Raw genomic sequence first — 19,293 nt, 5'->3', positions numbered from 1 at the left:
TCGACGGCCGGGAGCCGTGCTGACTGCCCTGACCACCCGTCTCGAACCCCACGGAACGGCGGCATGAGGGCCGGTCTGCTCCACGGCATCTCGTACCTGAGCGGCATCGACATCGCGGAGACCGTGGCCTTCCTCTCCGCCCTGCCCCCGACACGTGGACATCAGCGGTGTGTCGTCCGTCCTGGCCCACGGCCCGGTCCGTACAGCGCCAAACAGACGGTGTCCCCACCGGTACCCGGGGTGGGCCGGGTGCGCCGGGATCTGCGATGCGGCAGCGCATCCGTCCGGCGCTGCCCGGTCGGCCGGTGTCCGGTCAGGCAGCGGGCACCACATTGTGGTTGATCCGGAACATGTTGGCCGGGTCGTAGAGCTTCTTGACGGCGGCCAGGCGCTCGTAACGCTCGGGGCCGTAGATCGCGGCGGCGTCGGCCGCCTCTTCCGGGGCGAGGTTGTTCACCAGCGGCCGGTCACCCCGCCAGGTCTCCATACCCGTGAGCAGCGCGGCGACCGACTCCTTGTGCTGCTGCTCCTGAGACAGCGGACCGACCTCGACGCCCAGCAGGACGTACGGCAGACCTCTGGTCGCCACCGCGTTGGGCACCGCCGGCTCCCGGTCCCATGCGCCGCCCAGGGCGCGTGGTTCGGCGATCCACATGGTGGTGTCGGAGTCCGGGCCGACGAGTTCGACCAGCTTGTCCTGCGCCTCTGTGGGGAACTCCCGCAGAGTGATGCTTCGTTCGTAATAGGGCAGTGGCTGGGTCGGCTCGTTGTGGATCGACCCGACTTCGGTGTACGGCATGTCCCTCACGGTGTCCAGGACCGCCGGGGCCACGGCCCGCAGCGGCGCTGTCATCCGCTCGCCGTCCTCGGCCCTGCCGGTGTAAGCGAAGCGCAGGGCGACCACGAATGCCCCGCGCAGCGGTTCGGGGACTTCGGGCAGCGGTGGCAACCGCAGCACAGCGAACGACGAGACCATGGTCTCCGGGGTGCGCGGGTGCCAGGCGGTCCAGGCTCGCAGTACGTCGTCCATCCGCTCGCCGGGGAAGTAGATCCCGCCACCGTAGAGCCGGGGAACAGGGAACAGGTCGAACTCCAGCGCGGTGACCACTCCGAAGTTGCCCTTGCCGCCGCGCAGCGCCCAGAACAGTTCGGGTTCGCACCGCGCGTCGACATGCCGCAGTTCGCCGTCCGCGGTCACCACGTCGAGTGAGCGCACGTGGTCCGCGGCGTAGCCGTGGGAACGGCCGAGCGTCGGGCTGAGCCCCCCGCCCAGGGTGTAACCGGAGACTCCCACCGTTGAATTCGATCCGTTCAGAGGAGCCAGTCCGACCGCGGCCGCCTTCTCGATGACCTCGGCCCACAGGACTCCGGCGCCCACCCGCGCCGTGCGGCCGACCGTGTCGATGGCGACGTCATCCATCCGACGGGTCGCGATCACGACGGCGCCGTGCGCCGGGCCGACCATCTGGTGGCCGGTGGTCTTCACCAGGGCCGGCCGCTGCTGCCTCGCCGCGAAATTGACAGCGGCCTGGACATCGGCCGCGCTCTCCGCCACCACGATCACCGCGGGCGCCAGGTCGTGATTCTGGTTGAAGAGGGCACGTTCGTCGTCGTATCCCACGTCGCCCGGCAGCAGAACCGAACCCGCCACAGCGGCCCCGAGGACCATGGCGTCCTCCGGCAGGACCGACGTCAGGGATGAATCACTAAAAGTCATCACATACATCCTCTGGGCACGGGAATGTTCCGGAGCCGGTATGCCGGACAGGTCCGGAACTCCGTGCCCGTTCTCCACGTTCACACCGTCCGGCCCGGCCGGCCACATAGATTTAGCCGATAACCACTTAAATATGGACATAGGCCACAAAAATGTCGCAGCCGACTCGGCGGTTCGACCCAGCCGTCGATCGGGACCGACAGGCCGGTACGGGGCGAGGCGGTGGGGTGTGGCGACAGCGCCTGCGTGACCGTCAGACTCCGCCCCGCCCATCGCGCCGCCACCGGTCCGAGTCGGCGTTCGGCCCGGGGGTGCTCGATGACAGTGGGAGCGGCGCGCTACCGTCCCCGTCATGGAGAACATGATCGTCGTGCCGGGCTTGGGTGGTTCCGGTCTCAGTCACTGGCAGTCCCACTGGATCCGGGACCGGCCCGGCGCCGTTCGGGTCGAGCAGCGCGACTGGGAACGACCGGACCGGGACGAGTGGGTTGCCGCATTGCATGACACCATCCAGCGGGCCACAGGACCGGTCGTGCTGGTCGCACACAGCCTCGGCTGTCACGCCGTCGCTCACTGGGCTCACCGACACAACGGCCAGATCCGTGCAGCCCTGTTGGTGGCGCCGCCCGATATCGGCTACTCGGCGTCCCGGGGCGCGCCGATCGCGGGCTTCGGCCCACCCGCGGCGCATCCATTGCCGTTCCCGACTGTCCTGGCGGCCAGCAGCACCGACCCCTGGGCAGCGATCGACTCGTCCCGTCTGCTGGCCGACCAGTGGGGCGCACGGTTCGTGGTCCTCGGCGACGCAGGCCATGTCAACCCCGAGGCAGGCTTCGGCCCATGGCCCCAGGGTGAGGAGCTGCTCAGAGACCTCCTCGCCGAGACCGCCGACTGATTCCCACCTGTTCGGGCGCCGGCTCCACTCCCCCGGCTCCTTGCCCCGGCCGATCGGCGACCCACGCGGTGCGGGTGCGTCGGAACAGTGCGGCGTGTCGCCGTAGCACCGGTCCTCGGCGAAGCGAGAGCCGGCGCCGGCGTCGTCACGAGATGCGTCTTTCCACATCGGCGTGTGGGCCACTGATCTGACGGCAGCGCCTGGCGCGCCTCCTCGAAATCGAGCGGGTCCTCACCGTGATCCCCTGCGGACGTTCGGGCCGACGGGAGAGCGGGCAGCAACGGGGCGGTGAACGGCGGCGCTCAGTCGGCTCACCCGCGCACGCGACGAGAAGCACTCGCGCAAGGGGCCGGCACTACGAGACGATCGCCGCATGGCTGATGTGGTTTTCTTCGATCTGGACGGCACCCTGGTTGATCATCGAAGCGCGGTCTGGGAAACAATCGGCCACATCGTCCAGGCCGCCCCGAACCGGGCGGCTTCACCGGAGGAGCTCGGGACGTTGTGGTGGATGCTGGAGGCGCGCGACATGCGGGAGTACCTGGCCGGTCAGTGCTCCTTCGCAGAGCACCACCGACGCAGGCTCCGTTCCTTCCTGCCGATGCTCGGCGAGCCGCTTCCTTAAATCTCCGGACCTTCTGGACGCCTGGATCGCCGAGCGCTACCTCACCGTGTTCGAGCAGTCCTGGCGGTGCTACCCCGATGTCCAGCCGTGTCTGGAGACCCTGAGACCTCTTCCCCGAGGACCGCGTCTGGCTGTTCTGACCAATGGGGACCCCGAGCAGCAGAGCGCCAAGCTGGACCGCTTCGGCCTCCTCGAATACCTCGAAGCGGTCCTGACCCCGACTGAGCTCGGTGCGGCCAAGCCCGTCGCCTATGCCACTGCCTGCCGGCGGATGGGGACGGACCCCGCGCACGCGGTCAACGTCGCCGACATGCTGGAAAGCGATGTACACGCGGCCGCGCGTGCGGGTCTCACCGGCATCTGGCTGGACCGCGGCATCGATTTCGTCACCGGTGGACCATCCCCGACGGCGGATCAGACGGTGATCCGCGTCGAACAGCTCACCGACCTCCCCGATCATCTTCCCGGCACGGACGCCTGACCGGCTCTCACAGCCGCCGTGAGTGGGCCGCCGTGAGTGGGACGGCCCGGATCAACGCCCCACGGAGTCCCATGCCTTGCTCGGCGGCCCTTTGACCGGTGAAGAGCGTGGCCTTGCCGCCACTCCCGGATACGGGTCGGTCCGGTTGCCGACCTCGGTGTGGCTGACGATGCACGGTCGACCTGTGTCGCGCCTGTCCCCGGGCGTACAGATCCTCGTTGTCCGCCGGCCCGACGCTCCGTCCCGGACCCCGTGGCGCCCTTGACCTCAACGTGCTGTACCTCCCCCGCCCAGGGTGCAGCACACTCCGCATGGCTTGTCGAGCCTCCAGCCCGCCCACTCGTCCTGCTCGCGGTGGGTGCCCCCGCGGTCCACGGTCAGTCAAGACGGCTGCCCGAACGGCTTGGAGAGGTCGTCCGGAGGGTGGGGGTCGTGGGTGCGGGGGGCCCACCGCAAACCGTAGTCTGACCACCGTCATCATTCTGCGCCGGGCGAATCCGGTCCCACTGAAGAAGGTCATTCCATGGCACTGCAGGGCAAGGTCGCGCTGGTGACGGGTGCGTCGCGGGGAATTGGCAGGACGATAGCAGAACACCTCGCCGAGGACGGGGCCGGCGTAGTCGTCAACTACTACCCGCCGGAGCGCGAGCAGGCCGAGGACGTAGTACGCGGCATCCAGCGCGCCGGTGGCACCGCGGTCGCCGCACCCGCTGACATCGCCGACGCCACGCAACTGCGCGGGTTGTTCGATGTCGCGGAGAAGGAGTTCGGCCGCCTCGACATCCTGGTGCTCAACGCCGCCAACGTGAACCACGGCACGATCGTCGAGACGTCCGACGAGCAGTTCGACGCGATCTTCGCCACGAACGTGCGGTCGGCGTTCATCGCGTTGCGTGAGGCCGCGATCCGGCTCCCCGACGGTGGGCGCATCGTTGCCATCTCCGCCGGACTGACTCTGATGCCCCGTACCGGAACCGGCGTCTACGCGGCGAGCAAGGCCGCCGTCGACCACCTGGTCCGGGTACTGGCCCACGAGGTGGGTGCCCGCGGCATCACGGTCAACAGCGTGCTGCCCGGCGCGGTCCTGACGTCGGCCCTGGTCGACGCCGGGCAGGCGGTGATCGACGCCGAGGTCGCGAACACACCACTCGGCCGGGTCGGGCAGCCGGACGACATCGCCGATGTCGTCCGCTTCCTGGTCTCCGAGCAGAGCCGCTGGATCACCGGCCAGACGATCGGCGCCGGCGGAGGCATGTTCTGATCCACTGCGAAACCCCGTCGATCCTGCGCACCGGGGAACGGCGGGCCGGGGCCTCCCCCGTCGACCGTGAGGTCCGCGTCGACCGTGAGGTCCGCAAGGCACGGTACGCAGTGGAGCGCGGTGCCATCACATGAGGCGGAAACAGCCGGGGTCTTGCCGCTTTCGGAAAGCCCCCGGCCCGCCTCGACATCGCCGTCCTCATCGCCGCGACCCACGAACGGCGTTGACCGCCTGAAGGGTTGGTTGAACGTCATACACCGGTGCGGGTCACGAGGGCAGGTGAGCGGTGCCTCCGGCGCGACTGCCGACTCCGGTGCTCACCATGATGCTTCGACCGCCTCGTGACGCGGCCTGCCGGAGGCCGTACAGCCTGCACTGCCGTGTGCCCGGACACGGGCGCACGCCACCGCCGCACTGGACGCGGACGTCACGGCGCTGCCGCCCGCCGACGGAACCGCAGACAGCCCCCTCGGTCGTTCGCGCGGCAGGGGCAGGGCGGAGAGGGCCTCCCAGTGTCGGGGAACCTCACCGTCACCTCGACCACGTTCCTGGCCGAGTCGTGCCTGGTGCCGCGTGCCCGCACGCCTGCGCGCAGTGTGTCCGGGTCGAGCTGTGCGTCAGCCGGCCTACGCCTCTTGGGGCAACCCGATCGAGGCCCAGGCGAGGTGATTGGGACAGTTCAGCATCACCGCCCCGACCACCCGAATCTCCCGGTGCACAGCCTACGGTGCGAAGCCCTGCCCTGCCCGGCCCGCACGCCTGCCTGCCTGTCCTGGCGTGACGCCAACGCCCGTCACCCCGGCCGCTCGGCCGCCGAAGGCCGCGAGCGCGTCCGCATCCGCATCCGCGGCGAGAAGGGCATCCGAGGCGGGCGCCCCTTCGCCGTGGGCGCGTGAGCAAGCGAGAAGGTGCCCTGCCTAGCCGTTCGTCAGATCCTTGGCCATGACCTGTTCGTTGCCCATGCCATCCGGCAGCGGGTCACCCGGCACACCGGTGTCCATGAATCCGTGGCGCTCGTAGAGAGCGGCAGCCCTTTTGTTGTCCGGCATCACGGACAGACTCAAGGACGTGGCGCCTCGCTCCACGGCCCACCGTGCGACTTCCCGGATCAGACAGTCGCCGACCCCTCCGCCCCGGACCGCGGGACTGACCCACATCGAGATCAGCTCGGCGCTGTCTTCCGCATGCTCAACGGGAACGCCGCTCGCCATCCCCGCAGGACGACCGTCGACCACCGCAACGACGTTGTGTGCGCCGGGAATCTCCAGACGCGCACGCCAGCGGTCTTCGCTGTCACCGGCTCCTTGCCACTGGGCAAGTGTCGACCCGAAGGCGTAGGGCGCCTCTGCCAGGGCTGCCAACCGCAGTTCCCGCCAGATCGGCCAGTCGTCCGATTCCACAGTACGTAGTTCCACCATGACGCAGACCCTGCCGCACTGACGGAAGCAACAGCAACGGGATAACGTCCGGTCTTCGCCCGAAACCGTGAACCACGCAGTCACAGCAGTAGCCGGGAACCGACGTGGGCCACCACCCCCGGCCGGCGGAGACGCAAGCTGCGGAGGCGGCCCACTGGTCCCCACGCAGAAAGTGCCTTCTCGCTGTGATGACAGAAGCCCGGGAAAGCCTCATCACCCCAGCCCAGAAGGCACTTGCGACGCCCCCGCTCAGGATCCGCACACCATCACCAACGAAGCGTTGAGGCCAGTGCGACGCCTCCCGAACGTGCGGCTCTGCGACGCCGCGGAAGTAGCCACCGGATCATCCGGCCCCTATGGACGGGTCGATCGCGACAGCTTGGGCTACTTTCGCTGCGGCTGGGGCTGCAGCTGCGGGCTGCTGTGCGGCTTGCGGGTTGCGGGTTGCGGGTTGCCGGTTGCGGGTTGCCGGTTGCGGGTTGCGGGTTGCGGGTTGCGGGCAGTGCGGACTCTCCCGAGCGCCACGTACAACAGTGGTTTCACGGTGTTCCGGCCGACGTCGGTGGCGGAGCCCTTCCAGTCCGGTCAGCCGGTGGCGAGCACCTGCTGGAAGACGGCGGTGAGGGTGGCCAGCGGATCGTCGGCCGCGTCGACCGAGCGGAAGGCGATGTACCCGTCAGGGCGCACCAAGACAACTCCCTCCGCAGAGATTTCACGGTTGCGCTGCCAGGCCAGCCGGATGTCGATGAGGTCGACCGCGCCGAGTCCCACCCGCGCGGTGCGCAGCGGAATGCCTTCTGCCTGCGCGAGCTTCTCGGCTGCCTCGACCCACCGCGCACCGTTCTCACCGGCGATCAGCGCGAAGTGTCCGTCGTGAACCAGTGAGCGCAGTGCCAGGCGCTCGTTGCTGCGTTCCACCCACGCGTGCGGCAGCGGATGACCGGGCCTGGTGCTGGGCTGGTACAGGCGGATCTCGTCAGGGGAGACGGGCGCCGGGGATCCGTCACCGACGACCGCGGTGGAGTCGTAGGTGTAGCCGAAGTCGACGTTGTGCTGGTGGTACTCGAGCGTGCTTGCGGCGAGCCACTCGTTGAACTCGTGCCGCCGCTCGGCGGCGCCTGGAAGAGAGTCCTCCCAGAACCGGCTCAGCTCCGTCCAGTTCTCCTCGGCGCTCTTGTCCGTCGACAGTCCCAGCGCCGAGGCCATCGACCCCTGGCCGCTGACGGCCTTGATCGAGCATTCGATGTTGTTCAGGTTCACCGGTCGGCGCTCGGCGCTGTACGTGTCCAGCAGGGCGTCTCCGGCTCGCCCCGCCAGCACGGCGGCGAGCTTCCAGCACAGGTTGTAGGCATCCTGGATCGCGCTGTTGAGGCCCAGCCCTCCGGACGGGGGGAGACGATGTGCGGCGTCGCCCAACAGGAATACCCGCCCGGCCCGGAAATCGTCGATCAGGAAGCGCTCCAGGTACCACTCACTCACACCGAGAACGTCCGCCTTGAGGTCGGGAATGCCCAGTGCCTCGCTGGCCCAGCGCAGCATCTTCTCGGGCTGTGACTCGTCCAGGTCGGGCCTGGACACGGCGAGCAGCCACTCCTCTGAGTTCCGACCCCAGTGATCCGGGCCCTGCGGCACCAGCACGGCACCGTAGTCCAGGTGCTCCGGGAAGTCGGGATTGAACACCCAGGTAAGAATGGAATCGTCGCTGGGCAGCTGGCGCGACAGGTCCGCAGACAGGTAAAGGCTTATCAGCTTTCGGAAAGTGTCATGCATGGTCACCTTCACGCCGGCGAGGTCGCCCACCGTGCGTCCGGCGTCAGCACCCAGGACGTAGGAGGACCGCACCCGGTAGGTCTCTCCGGTGCCGCGGTCCAGGATGGTGGAGGTCACCCCGTCGGCGTCCTGTTCCAGATCGACCAGTTCGTGATGGAACCGGATCGTCGCCAGGGGGTGACTCTCGGCGTGCGCCTTGAGAATCGGCTCCGAGCGCAGCAACGAGAGATTGGTGGCGGCCTCCGGGCTCGCCGCGACGTAGTCCGGGTCCGTGTAGCCCGCGCCCCATCCCTCGACGAAGCCCAGACGGCGGCCGTGCGCGTCCTTGGGCCCTTCGCCGGAAAGTCCCGAGTACCAGGCAACACCCCTCATGTTCTGCGGAGGCGTGCTCTTCGCCCTGATGTCGGCAGAGACGCCCGTGTCGGTCAGGATTTCCATAGAACGCTGATTGAGGATGTGACCGCGTGGCAGCCGTGTCGTGGTCGGCTGGCGGGTGACGAGGAGCGAAGGGACGCCGAGTCTCGACAGCAGGATCGACGAGGTGAGGCCGGCTCCGCCGCCACCAACTATCAGGACGGGAACGTGTGCATCGATTTCCTGGGACACTTTCATGCCTCTTCCGCATTGTGGCGAGGTCGCCGTAGAAGGAGATGGGCAGAGCCCGCTTTCACGCAGCCGAGTCCGGCTCACGCGACATGACGAACCCGGCGCGATCGCTCACGCGCCGCTCACGCCTGGAGGTCTCTGTGTGCAGCCGTGGCCGATGTCGGGGGCCGGTCCGGGATGATTATGCTCAGAGTTGATTGATCAGTCAATTAGCAACGGAGGGGCCTGACGGTTCACCACCAACCGCACAGGGGACGGCTGTCGGCTCGTCGACCACGGTCGGAGAGCTACAGCGTGGGCAGAAGCTCGTGGTTACGGCCCCGGCTGCCTGGACTGGCGGCTCCAGCGTCCCGAGCGCGCGCCGCTGATCGCGCACACGGTCGGGGGACGCAATGGCGCCGGCCTACGCGGCTGTCCCCTCGCTCCGGCACGGGGCACGCGGCCGACTCCGCCGTGCTGCTCGCAGCGACTGCCACCCCTGCCGGCCGCGGCGTCGGTCTCCGCCGCCCCAGGCCTGCTGCCCCCTCGCCCCGACCGGCTCTGCCTTCGCAGCGTCCCGTCCCCGCGACGCTCTCGCGCGACTCCCCGTCCGGGGCCCACAAGGGCACGACGACGCCCAGGGCTCCGTGACGCTCTCCGGGGGGCGCCCAGCGAGGCCCGAGGTCCATCACGACGCGCCCGCCCGCAGGGCGCGGCACGTTCAGCGTCCGGAGCGGATCCACCAACAAACCCCCAGAAACGGAGCAGTCAACGGATCACAGGCCGCGCGACGTCGACGGGCCGTGATACACCGTGCGCACCCACGACCCCGCCGGCTCCACTACGATCCGGATCGCGTTGCGCTGACATCCCGCCGCCCCACTGGACATCGATCTCCACGCCCACGTCTCTGCGGACCGGAATCGGCCTGGGGCCGCGCCCGTGCGTGCTCTCCGCCTTGCCGGCGCCCGGCGGGCCAGGCCTCCCCCGTTGGCGAGTCATCCGTCCGGCAGAGCGGCCCATCGCCTCGCTGCCGGCGGCTCGCAGCGACACGCCTCACTGCTCTCCTCGCGGGTGCGGCCAGCCGTCGCCCTCCACGGCGAAAGCGGCGCCCTCCAGCCGCAATCCACTGGAAGGACGCCGCTCGTAAGGTGAGCGTCGGACGCCGACTGAGCCCCCGCAGTCGACCGCCGCACTCCCGGTGACCGCGGGGGCTCGTTGCGGCACGCTGGAAAAGCTCTCGCCTCCGCCGGCGAGTGACTGCGCTGACGCAGCAGGCAGAGGAAGCACTGTTGCGGCTGGTCGCCAGGCACCCGGCTCAGCCATCAGTCGCGGCAGAGGTCAACGGCCGCGCGCCGCCGTCTCGTCGGCCAACTGCTGGAACTGCCCGAGGTCGTAGTTGGCGAGAGTCGAGTCGAGGTTGGTCAGCGCCCCCAAGTGCTCGATGAAACCATGCGGGTCGTACTCGATCTGCAGTGCCACCCGGCTCGCCGTGTCACTGATCCGATGGAAGGTCACCACGCCCGCGTGGTGTACCCCCTCCGTTGTCCGCCACGCGATCCGGTCCTCGCGAACCACCTCGGTGAGCTCGGCCACGAACATCTTGTCGGCACCCGGCAGGGAGAGTTTCCACGCGAAGTGACGGTCGTCGATGCGATCGACACGCTCCACGTGGTGCAGGAAGCGCGGCCAGCTTGTCACATCGCTCCACAGGCTCCAGCTCACCGATACGGGGACCTGCACATCCACGGATTCCATCAAGGACGACGACACGGGCGGACCTCTCCTCGGGGCCGTGTCCGGTTCGCCGGCTACGGCCAATCAGCGTCTGCCGCCCGGCTACCCTCCACAACACGCTCCACGCACAAGCGAGTGGCGCCGTACGAACCCGGGGGCGGCGGGCGCGTGCGGCCGGGCTGACGTGGCCGCTCCAGGCACCCCGGGGCCCTCGATCAGGCCGCCCTCTCGGCACGGGCGAACCCGGCCTGCCTGTCGGTCCCTTCACCCTGAGGAGTCGTTCGTAGAAGCAGAGAGTGGCTGCGAGTCCGAGGAGCCGGGTAGTTGCCCGGTGTGCGCTCGGGGCGGTGGTCCGGGCCGCGATAGCCGGGACCGGGAGCCGGGAGCCGGGAGCCGGGAGCCGGGAGCCGGGACATCCTGCGGTCGATCACCCCCACCCGCATCGGTCACGGCGCCATCGGCTCGATTCCTCTACGGGCTATGGGGACACCGATGTGTCTGCCCCTGGCCTTCGCCGCAGGTGGCGTACCCCGCAGGGAGACACCACCTGCGGCCGGTGCCGCCGGGGTCAGCCCGCCTTCGGCGGCTTCCGCGCGTCGAAGGCGAAGAGCGTGTTCTGGGTCGCGGCCACGACGACCTCACGCCCCACAACGGTCACACGCGGGCTCGCGCCCTGGTCACCCGTCAAACCATCGGCCTGTGGGTTCGTGGTCCACAGGGGTTTGCCATCGTGGGGCGACAGCGCGACCACCCGGCCGGTGGCCGAGCTGAAATACAGCGCGTCGGCTCCCGCGACGGGGCCCGACGCGCCCTCGACGCTTGTCTGCCGCGACCACTTCTTCCGGCCGGTCGCTGGGTCGAACGCGGTGATGAGACCGGTCTGCCCGCTCATGTAGACGATGCCGCCCGCCATACCGGGCGTCCCCTCGTACGTCCTGCCCAGTCGGGAGTACGTGACCTTGCCTGAGGCCGGGTCGACCCGCGCCACCCCGTCGTAGCCCGCCAGCGCCGTCCCGTCCATGTGCCCCTGAAGCAGTACGAGTTTGCCGTCGGCGACCCCCATCGGCACGGCGGCGGGCCCATTGACCGCGACGGGCCTGCCCAGCGACCCCGAGGCACGGTCGACGGGGTACAGGGTGGAATGGCGCACCTCCGAGGCATCCACCTCCGCATCCGTCGCGCACATCGCGAAGAGCTGTGGGCCCACCGGCACGGGAGCACACTGCGTACCCGCGGGGAACGACGTCGCCCACCTGACGTCACCGCTGTGCGCGTCCCGGTCCTCGAAGCGGGAGTTCGAAGCGTCGACCGTCACGACGGTGGAACCGACCACGAGGGCGTCCTGGGACCGGCCCGTGACGGCCTCCGACTGGGCGCCGGACGGCACGGACCACAGTTCCCGGCCACTGTCGGCGTCCATGGCCACCACCTCGCTGGCAGGGTCCTGCGGGTCGTCCTGGGCGGCGAAGCGGTATCCGAGCACCGTATCGCCGGTGGCGCCCACCAGGTGCACACCCTGGACGGGGACGCCCGGGCTCTTCACCGTCCACACCCGCGAACCGTCCACCGCCCGGATGCGGGTCGCGACGACACCGCCGCCCCCGCAGAACAGCGCGTCGCCGTGCGCGAGGCAGCGCAGTTCGTCGGGGATGTCCTCCTGACCGCCCGGCACGGTCTTGCGCCACGGCTCGAAGCCGTCCGGAAGTGCGGCGCCCGACGGCGCGACGTTGTTGTCCCTGTCGCCGCCGCTGTTCCCCCCGAAGCCGCCTGCCTTCAGCACGGCGACTCCCCCGCCGATCGCTGCCACCGCGACCACGACCGCGAGCACGGGACGCCATCGGCCGTGCAGACGGCGGCCGATGGCGGTGCCGGTGGCCCCGGTGCCTCGGTCTACCGGAGCGATCGGCGCCGAGATGGGCGGCGTCGCGATGTCGTGCTGGGTGATCATGTCGCGGGTGCGGCCCGCGCCGGCTCCGCTCGTGTCGCTCCCGCCGAGGTCGGCCGGCAGGTCTCGCAGCAGCACGAGGAGTTCGTCCGCCGAGGGGCGCCCCGTCGGCTCCTTGTCCAGGCACGACTCGACGACTGCCCGCAGGACCGCCGGGACGGCACCCAGCGTCGGCTCCTCGTGCACCACCTGATACGCCGTCATGTAGGGGCTGTCCGCGTCGAAGGGTCCATGGCCCGTCGCCGCGTACACCAGCAGCGTCCCCAGCGAGAAGACATCGGAGCGCGGCCCCACACCACGCGGCGCCTGCAACTGCTCCGGCGACATGAAGGGCGGCGTACCGATGACCCGCCCCGTCATCGTCAGCGTCTGCTGGTCCACGGCGCGCGAGATGCCGAAGTCGATGACGCGCGGGCCCTCGGCCGAGAGCACGACGTTCGAGGGCTTCAGGTCACGGTGGACCACCCCCACCCGGTGGATGTCGCGCAGCGCCTCCGCCAGCCCGATGGCGAGCCTCCTCAGCTCCGCTCCGCCCAGCGGGCCCCTCGCGGCGAGGTGCTGGGCGAGCGTGTCCCCCTCGATATAGGTCGTCGCCATCCACGGCTGCTCGGCCTCGGGGGCAGCGTCGACCACGGCGGCGGTGAACGCGCCGCTCACCTGCCTCGCCGCCGCCACCTCCTGCCGGAAACGGATCCGGAACTCGTCGTCCCCCGCGAACTGCTGGTGGATCAGTTTGATGGCAACAGGTCTCCCCGAACTCGTCCGGGCCAGAAAGACCGTGCCCATGCCACCCGAGCCGAGCCGCGCCTCAAGCGGATAGCCGCCGATCTCGGCTGGATCACCTCCGCGCAGCGACACTCTTCCCGACCTCCCGTCCCCGTGCACCTGTGCACGCACGGGTTTGTGTACCTGTCCTGCACACAAACTAGCCGCAGGGCAGTGCGGCAGGGCAAAGCGGGTGACGAACACGAAGGCCAGGCCTGCCCACATGCCGCACACGACGAGGACCGAGAGGAGCACGGCGGGCCTTCGACGCTTCGTGGAACATCCAAAGGCCCCGTGGCCGAACGGGAGCCCCTGGTCCGGGTAGTCGCACGACGGCTGGTCCCCGACGGGGTACCCGAAGGCGAGGCCGTCGTTCTTCGGCCATGAGTTCTCCGGGCGCACGAGTTCTTCGGACCACGGGTTTTCTGGCCATGCGGGCAGCACTGTGGCGGTCACCCCACTCGCCGCCCCGGAAGGCGGAGTCGAGCGGGGTGTCCACCGCGCCCTTCGTAGCGGTAGCTGCGGTCACCACTGCCACCTGCCACCTGCCAAGCCCGAGGTCAGGTGTCTCGGCAGGCCGCCGCTGTCCTGCTCCCCCTCTGGCGAACTCCGGCGGGGAAGCCCAGGGAAACCACTGGGTGATCGGGCCGTGACGCACCGACCGAATAACTCCTCGGCAGGCGCGGTGAGCACCTTCTCGCCCAGGGGCATGACGCGGGTGCTGGATGTGCGGCCCGCGCCGGGCCGCCGCAGTTCCACGGCGGTGACGCGGGATCCGCACACCCTGTCCCTTCGACCACTCGGCGGCCGTCGAGAGCGTGCGCACGGCAATCATCGACGCATCGGGCCACGCCATCTGCGCCGGCCTGATCGCATCCCCGTCGAGCGGGCACCTGCGGCACCCGACGCCATGCTGATGCGGACACCGCCGAAGCCGGGCGCGCCATCGGGATCGCCCTGATCGAGCCCGGCCCTCCTCGGCACCAGCGGCGCGGGTGTGGCCGAGGCGGCCCACGCGCCCCTTGGGTGCGGCGTCGCTGTGTACGGGATGTGACGCGCGGTGGACATCCGGGGGCTGGGGGACCGGTTGCTTGTGAGCTCGGGCATAGGGCCCGCGTCACACAGGACTGTGCCTAGTAGGCCCGCGACCGGCCTTCCCCCTGTGGCGCAAGGCCTCTCACGCTTATGTCCGTTTTGTCACTATATGGCGTAGTAGGTCACATGATTGCCAGCGGCCGGGGCCCTCCCGCAAGGTGTTGGAGGTACCGGGGAGCCGCGCCGGACCGGGCAGAGCACATCGCCCGCCATCCAGACACCGGCCCCACGACACGAGACACGGCCCCAGCGCCTCACCCGTGTCGCCGACCCCCCTGTCGGCCTCCCCACGACGTCCCCTAATGGAGAGGTACACCCATGACTGCCACCACCCGCCGCGCCCTGAACGTCCGCAAGACCTCCGTGGCCGGAATCGCGGCCGCCGGCGCCGCTGCCTGCGCACTGACCCTGGCCCCGCACTCGGCCCACGCCGCCGAGCCCGTCCACAGTGCGCCCCACAGTGCGCCCGTGTCGGTCTCCACCGTCACTGCCGCCCAGCACCACGGCGAGAAGGCCGCCCACCACGCCACAGCGGCGAAGAAGGCCCCCGGCGCCAAGCGCGCCGACACCGTCTCCGAGATCGTCAAGAGCAAGAAGTACGGCAACGACCTCAACGGCTGGATCCGCGAGTCGCTGGCCATCATGAAGGTCAAGCACATCCCCGGCAGCTATGAGGGCCTGCACCGCAACATCATGCGCGAGTCCAGCGGCAACCCCAAGGCACAGAACAACTGGGACGTGAACGCGCGCAACGGCATACCCTCCAAGGGCCTGCTCCAGGTCATTCAGCCCACCTTCGACACGTACCACGTCAAGGGCACCAAGCACAGCCTCACCGACCCCGTCGCCAACATCGTCGCCGCGGCCAACTACGCGGCCGACAAGTACGGCTCGATGGACAACGTCAACTCCGCCTACTGATCCGGCGGACTGACCGCACACCCCACGGCCCTCTGCGGCCGTGGGACGGCCGACTCCGCAGGGCCGGCTGCGACTCAGCCCCTGGCCACGGCTGCAGGCTGGGCGTGTGCCCCGAAGGTAAGGCCCGCAGGCATCCAGGATCGATGCCAACCGGCCGGGCAGCAGGTCGACGGGATGACGGGTTCAGACCCCAAGGAGGACGGTGCCGCGAAGGTGCCGTAGCACGCCTTCTCGCCACTTCCGCGTGCCGTCGGGGCGGGTGGAAACAGTCGACGGCCGGCCCGTTCGGCCCGCCCCGTCGCGTTCCACACAACTACCAGGGCACCTCCCCGTTTTCGTCCTGGAAAGTGCCTGTCGGACCGTTCTCGTCGAGAGTTGCGAGACGCACGACGACCCTGGCACTCTCCTCCGCCGTCCTTCCGACTCCGAATGCCGCGGTCAGGTCGGTCGCGGTCGTCCCGGGCTCGACCGCGTTGAACTTGATGCCCGGCTGGGACTTGGCGTACTGCACCGTGAGCATGGTGGCCGCGGACTTGGACGCGGATTGACATCCTCTCCGCCCTAAAGGACGGAGATTCCCGTCTGTCTGCCGGTGGTCGCCGGCTGGGGCTTCGGGTGGGTTCCTGTTTCTTCGCGCTGTGCCGGGACGAGTCCCGGTCTTACCCGCGCTCCGCAGGCTGATACGGCCAGTCCGGCCGCCTTGGCGACGTTGACCGCCGCGTTGATGTCCCGGTCCAGGTGGGCGCCGCAGGCCCTGCATGTCCACGTACGGACGTGCAGGGGCTTGGGGCCGTCCTTGACGCCGCACTGCGAGCACACCTGGGACGTCGGCTCGAAGCGTCCGATGCGGATGAAAGTGCGGCCGTACTTCGCCGCCTTGTACTCCAGCATCGTGGTGAACGCCGACCATCCGGCGTCGTGCACGGATTTGGCGAGGCGGGTGCGGGCGAGCCCTTTGACCGCCAGGTCTTCCACTGCAACCGCTTGGTTTTCGCGGATCAGCTTGGTGGAGAGCTGGTGGTGGAACTCACGCCGCGCATCGGCCGTCCGTGCGTGGGCACGCGCAACCTTGACCCGGGCCTTCGCCCGGTTCTTCGACCCCTTGGCCTTGCGGCTGAGATCCTGCTGCGCCTTCTTCAGCTTCTTCTCGGCCCGGCGTAGGAAGCGGGGGCTGTCGATCTTCGTGCCGTCCGAGAGGATCGCGAAGTGCGTCAGTCCCAGGTCGACGCCGACCACGCTGTCCGTGGCGGGCAGCGTCCCGGGCTCGGTTGCGACCACGAACGAAGCGAAGTACCGTCCCGCGCTGTCCTTGAGCACGGTCACCGTGGACGGGGTGGACGGCAGGGAGCGCGACCACCTGAGCGGAACGTCACCGACCTTCGGCAGCCGGAGCTTCCCTCCGGTCGTGATCTTCCATCCGGCGTTGGCGGTGAACCGGACCGACTGCCGGGTGTCCTCGTCAGTCGGCGAAGGCATCGCGTGCGGACGCAGGACCATGAGCGGGCCTTCCACGGTCGCCACCATGGCGAAGGGGAACCGGTCGACCTCAAGACAGAGCGCAACGTCATCGGGATGGACTCCCTGACGCACCCCCTCCGCCAGCTCGATGGCGGCGTGTGACGCGGCAGCGCGGCGGACGAACTCGGCAGCATCCGTCCAGGCCTCGGTGGCCCTGCGAGCGATGTATTGAGCACATGCCAGATCTTCATCGGCCTGCCCATCTTCGCCCGTGACGACGAACGTGACCCTGTCACACTCGCGTGCCCGTAGGAGCCGAGCCGTTGCCTCCGCCACCACGAAGCCGGCGCACAGCACCAGAGATGCTTCCTTGACCGCGAGAGCGCCGACCGTCCCCGCCGTGGTCTTCTGTACGACGGTCCGTCCGCCGAGGTCGACAGAGCGCAGCAGGCCAGGCGAGTTGACCATGTCGAACCCGGGCGCGGGCGGACCATCCTTCAGCGCCAGCCAATCCCCGTGGCGGGCCTTGAGCGCCAGGGCTTCGTCCAGCGACTCAGCAAGACGATCTTCTCTGCCTCCTGGGCACAGGCCCAGGCAGCCACGGTGAAAGCACGCATGACGTCGACCACGACCGCCACGGAAGGGACTTCGGCCACATCAGCGATGCCAAGGAAACGAGCGTCCATAACGATCATGATCGCGCATGCCCCGACCTGACGTTGTGGCAGGCGCTCGCCACGTGACGTCGGCTGGTCAGCGTGCTGTCGAGCTCTGCGGGACCTGGGCTCGCGTGAACCCGTGACTCCGCTCCACTTTCGCCACATGCAGCGTGTAGCTCTGGTACCACTCGTCTTGCCCGCGCTTTTGCGCCGCGCGGTGCTCGGCGTTGCGCCGCCACTCCGTGAGAGCGTCCGCATCGCGGAAGTACGCGACGGTGATGGACAGCCCGCCAGGGGTCTGCGCGTGGTCCATCCCCAGGAACCCGGGCACGTCCTGCACCAGATCTTCCAAGTGTGCGTTGGTGTCGCTGTAGCCGAGCTGGTGCGAGGTCCGCACCGTGGTGAACACCGCCACGTAGTAGGGAGGTTCATGGGCCTCGACGGGCGCGACAGTCGCTTCCGGGTGCATGCTCATGGCGTCACCGTAGAGCGGGATGCGCGCAACGTTCCAGCGTCTTTCCTGAACGGGAGGCATAAGGGATCCGGCCCTTGACCAAGGCTGTCCGAGCACTCATCCAGCTCCCGGAAACGGCCACGAGCCGTCGGCTCACAGAACGGCGCGCGAGACCCGGAATCCGAACGGAGAAGGTCGTCTGATGTGCCACGAGGGCCCGTTTCAGAAGTACTGCGGCCTGGCCGGCAGCGCGGCTGCAAGGATGCGGCCATGGAGCAGATATTGAGTCGGCAGGAAGCATCGGATGCGGTCCGGGACGACGGGTGGCGCTTCTTGCTGGGCAGTTTGCGAACGTCGGTCCGGGTCGGATCGTTGACTCAGGCGATGGGCTTGGCGGCGGACGCGGTCGCGGTGTGCGGCGACGACGCCGACCAGCACCTTCGGGTCGATGTCCGCTCGGATCGGGTCGTCTTCACTCTGCAGTCGTTGGACCGCGCAGCGGTTACTGCCCGAGATGCTGAACTCGCGCGTCAGATATCCGCCACCGCCGGCAGGTTCGGGCTTCTGGCGGAGCCCGAGATCGGAACCGGGGCAGCGCGGTCCGTCCAGCTTCTGGAGATCGCGGTTGATGCACTGAACATCGCCGGGATTCGGCCGTTCTGGAAGGCGGTGCTGGGCTATACCGATGAGGCGGGTGCCGAGGGACCGGAGGATCCGCTCATCGACCCGGTCGGGCAGGGCCCGGCCATCTGGTTCCAGCAGATGGACCGGGCGCGCCCACAGCGCAATCGCATTCACTTCGACATATGTGTTCCGCATGACGAGGCACACCGGCGGATCGAGACCGCACTGGCGGCTGGAGGCCGACTTGTGTCCGCGACCCGCGCCCCCGCTTTCTGGGTACTTGCCGACCTGGAGGGGAACGAAGCCTGTTTGACCACATGGCAGGGTCGGGACAGCTGAGAAGTCCCTCGACCGTGCTGGTCACAGCCACTCGTTGAGGGCTTCCACAAGACGGTCGCCTCATGGCGGACGGTGAGCTCGTCCCATCTCGTGGCAACCGCGCGGTGGCGTTTCAGGCGATTGATCGGGTGGGGCACGCACGGCGCAGTGGGTCGACGTCGTGCGCTGTGCGTGCGCTCGACTGGGCGAGTGGACTGTGCCGTGGATGCGGCTGGAAGGTGCGCCGGCTGGGCAGGTCCCGGGTGTCCGGCCCGGCCCGGGTGGCTGTCCCCGACAGTGGACTGTCGCCGGGCGTCAACTGATGAGCCCCAGCAGGCCATACGACTCCGAAGGCCTACGGGGCGCGAACGCTCGTCAAAGGAGAAGATCATGGGCGATGTATTCGGGCAGAACTGGAGATTCTCTCCCACCCCTCCAACCGAGGTGAAACTGTTCGCCAGCGAGCAGCAACTGCTGGATCAGCTGGAAGAGCAGGACGCCGAGCAGCCGAAGACGGCTGAGGCGGCGGCCCACCGCGCGTGATGCGACGGGCGGGTACGCAGCC

Annotated in this window: 16 protein-coding genes; 7 read left to right on the top strand and 9 right to left on the bottom strand. The window is 69.1% G+C overall.

The window, feature by feature from the left end; translation table 11 throughout:
- Window positions 1–313: 313 nt before the first annotated feature.
- A complete protein-coding gene (locus OG310_RS35060; protein ID WP_329459882.1) occupies window positions 314–1,717 on the bottom strand; it encodes an FAD-binding oxidoreductase in 1,404 nt (467 codons plus the stop codon).
- Between the two features lie 352 nt (window positions 1,718–2,069).
- On the opposite strand from OG310_RS35060, the gene OG310_RS35055 reads away from it, so the two are divergent.
- The 4 genes from OG310_RS35055 to OG310_RS35040 all read left to right on the top strand — a co-directional run bounded on the left by OG310_RS35055 (window position 2,070) and on the right by OG310_RS35040 (window position 4,979).
- Window positions 2,070–2,612: an RBBP9/YdeN family alpha/beta hydrolase gene (locus OG310_RS35055; RefSeq protein ID WP_329459881.1), complete on the top strand. Its 543-nt coding sequence runs from the start codon at window positions 2,070–2,072 to the stop codon at window positions 2,610–2,612.
- 373 nt (window positions 2,613–2,985) lie between these two features.
- The gene (locus tag OG310_RS35050; protein WP_329460539.1) at window positions 2,986–3,237 is read left to right on the top strand and encodes a hypothetical protein; all 252 of its coding nucleotides are present in this window, start codon (window positions 2,986–2,988) and stop codon (window positions 3,235–3,237) included.
- 13 nt (window positions 3,238–3,250) lie between these two features.
- The gene (locus OG310_RS35045) at window positions 3,251–3,718 is read left to right on the top strand and encodes an HAD family hydrolase (RefSeq protein ID WP_329460522.1); all 468 of its coding nucleotides are present in this window, start codon (window positions 3,251–3,253) and stop codon (window positions 3,716–3,718) included.
- A gap of 523 nt (window positions 3,719–4,241) precedes the next feature.
- Window positions 4,242–4,979, top strand: coding sequence for an SDR family oxidoreductase (locus OG310_RS35040; protein WP_329459880.1), 738 nt, complete (start codon window positions 4,242–4,244; stop codon window positions 4,977–4,979).
- Between the two features lie 917 nt (window positions 4,980–5,896).
- On the opposite strand, the gene OG310_RS35035 is transcribed toward OG310_RS35040, so the two are convergent.
- The 4 genes from OG310_RS35035 to OG310_RS35020 form a co-directional block, all read right to left on the bottom strand.
- Complete coding sequence (locus OG310_RS35035; protein WP_329459879.1) at window positions 5,897–6,397, bottom strand: GNAT family N-acetyltransferase; 501 nt, start codon at window positions 6,395–6,397, stop codon at window positions 5,897–5,899.
- Window positions 6,398–6,982: 585 nt separating this feature from the next.
- On the bottom strand, window positions 6,983–8,779 hold the full coding sequence (locus OG310_RS35030) for an FAD-dependent monooxygenase (protein WP_329459878.1): 1,797 nt from the start codon (window positions 8,777–8,779) through the stop codon (window positions 6,983–6,985).
- 1,314 nt (window positions 8,780–10,093) lie between these two features.
- Complete coding sequence (locus OG310_RS35025; RefSeq protein ID WP_329459877.1) at window positions 10,094–10,525, bottom strand: SRPBCC family protein; 432 nt, start codon at window positions 10,523–10,525, stop codon at window positions 10,094–10,096.
- Between the two features lie 532 nt (window positions 10,526–11,057).
- Window positions 11,058–13,292 carry a serine/threonine-protein kinase gene (locus OG310_RS35020; protein ID WP_329459876.1) on the bottom strand — a complete coding sequence of 745 codons (2,235 nt, stop codon included), beginning with the start codon at window positions 13,290–13,292 and terminating at the stop codon, window positions 11,058–11,060.
- A 1,320-nt stretch (window positions 13,293–14,612) separates the two neighbouring features.
- On the opposite strand from OG310_RS35020, the gene OG310_RS35015 reads away from it, so the two are divergent.
- Window positions 14,613–15,215, top strand: coding sequence for a transglycosylase SLT domain-containing protein (locus OG310_RS35015; RefSeq protein WP_329459875.1), 603 nt, complete (start codon window positions 14,613–14,615; stop codon window positions 15,213–15,215).
- 313 nt (window positions 15,216–15,528) lie between these two features.
- Here OG310_RS35015 and OG310_RS35010 read toward each other — a convergent pair whose 3' ends face one another.
- The 4 genes from OG310_RS35010 to OG310_RS34995 all read right to left on the bottom strand — a co-directional run bounded on the left by OG310_RS35010 (window position 15,529) and on the right by OG310_RS34995 (window position 17,807).
- Entirely contained in the window at window positions 15,529–15,735 is a 207-nt protein-coding gene (locus OG310_RS35010; protein WP_329459874.1) for a hypothetical protein, read from the bottom strand.
- Window positions 15,736–15,776: 41 nt separating this feature from the next.
- Complete coding sequence (locus tag OG310_RS35005) at window positions 15,777–17,174, bottom strand: RNA-guided endonuclease TnpB family protein (RefSeq protein ID WP_329460521.1); 1,398 nt, start codon at window positions 17,172–17,174, stop codon at window positions 15,777–15,779.
- Window positions 17,171–17,359, bottom strand: coding sequence for a hypothetical protein (locus OG310_RS35000; protein WP_329459873.1), 189 nt, complete (start codon window positions 17,357–17,359; stop codon window positions 17,171–17,173). The genes OG310_RS35005 and OG310_RS35000 overlap by 4 nt, the downstream gene beginning before the upstream one ends.
- Before the next feature lie 67 nt (window positions 17,360–17,426).
- Complete coding sequence (locus OG310_RS34995; protein ID WP_329459872.1) at window positions 17,427–17,807, bottom strand: antibiotic biosynthesis monooxygenase family protein; 381 nt, start codon at window positions 17,805–17,807, stop codon at window positions 17,427–17,429.
- Between the two features lie 249 nt (window positions 17,808–18,056).
- On the opposite strand from OG310_RS34995, the gene OG310_RS34990 reads away from it, so the two are divergent.
- Window positions 18,057–18,749: a VOC family protein gene (locus OG310_RS34990; protein WP_329459871.1), complete on the top strand. Its 693-nt coding sequence runs from the start codon at window positions 18,057–18,059 to the stop codon at window positions 18,747–18,749.
- Window positions 18,750–19,118: 369 nt separating this feature from the next.
- A complete protein-coding gene (locus tag OG310_RS34985) occupies window positions 19,119–19,271 on the top strand; it encodes a hypothetical protein (RefSeq protein ID WP_329459870.1) in 153 nt (50 codons plus the stop codon).
- Window positions 19,272–19,293 lie beyond the last annotated feature (22 nt).

Source organism: Streptomyces sp. NBC_01497 (assembly GCF_036250695.1).
GTDB lineage: Bacteria > Actinomycetota > Actinomycetes > Streptomycetales > Streptomycetaceae > Streptomyces.
This window is presented reverse-complemented; position numbering and strand designations above follow the sequence as displayed.

What these genes read in the sequence shown, in the direction of transcription:
- OG310_RS35060 (WP_329459882.1), bottom strand. Translation starts at nt 1,717, where the DNA reads ATGACTTTTAGTGATTCATCCCTGACGTCGGTCCTGCCGGAGGACGCC.
- OG310_RS35055 (WP_329459881.1), top strand. Translation starts at nt 2,070, where the DNA reads ATGGAGAACATGATCGTCGTGCCGGGCTTGGGTGGTTCCGGTCTCAGT.
- OG310_RS35050 (WP_329460539.1), top strand. Translation starts at nt 2,986, where the DNA reads ATGGCTGATGTGGTTTTCTTCGATCTGGACGGCACCCTGGTTGATCAT.
- OG310_RS35040 (WP_329459880.1), top strand. Translation starts at nt 4,242, where the DNA reads ATGGCACTGCAGGGCAAGGTCGCGCTGGTGACGGGTGCGTCGCGGGGA.
- OG310_RS35035 (WP_329459879.1), bottom strand. Translation starts at nt 6,397, where the DNA reads ATGGTGGAACTACGTACTGTGGAATCGGACGACTGGCCGATCTGGCGG.
- OG310_RS35030 (WP_329459878.1), bottom strand. Translation starts at nt 8,779, where the DNA reads ATGAAAGTGTCCCAGGAAATCGATGCACACGTTCCCGTCCTGATAGTT.
- OG310_RS35015 (WP_329459875.1), top strand. Translation starts at nt 14,613, where the DNA reads ATGACTGCCACCACCCGCCGCGCCCTGAACGTCCGCAAGACCTCCGTG.
- OG310_RS35010 (WP_329459874.1), bottom strand. Translation starts at nt 15,735, where the DNA reads ATGCTCACGGTGCAGTACGCCAAGTCCCAGCCGGGCATCAAGTTCAAC.
- OG310_RS35000 (WP_329459873.1), bottom strand. Translation starts at nt 17,359, where the DNA reads ATGGACGCTCGTTTCCTTGGCATCGCTGATGTGGCCGAAGTCCCTTCC.
- OG310_RS34995 (WP_329459872.1), bottom strand. Translation starts at nt 17,807, where the DNA reads ATGAGCATGCACCCGGAAGCGACTGTCGCGCCCGTCGAGGCCCATGAA.
- OG310_RS34990 (WP_329459871.1), top strand. Translation starts at nt 18,057, where the DNA reads ATGGAGCAGATATTGAGTCGGCAGGAAGCATCGGATGCGGTCCGGGAC.
- OG310_RS34985 (WP_329459870.1), top strand. Translation starts at nt 19,119, where the DNA reads ATGGGCGATGTATTCGGGCAGAACTGGAGATTCTCTCCCACCCCTCCA.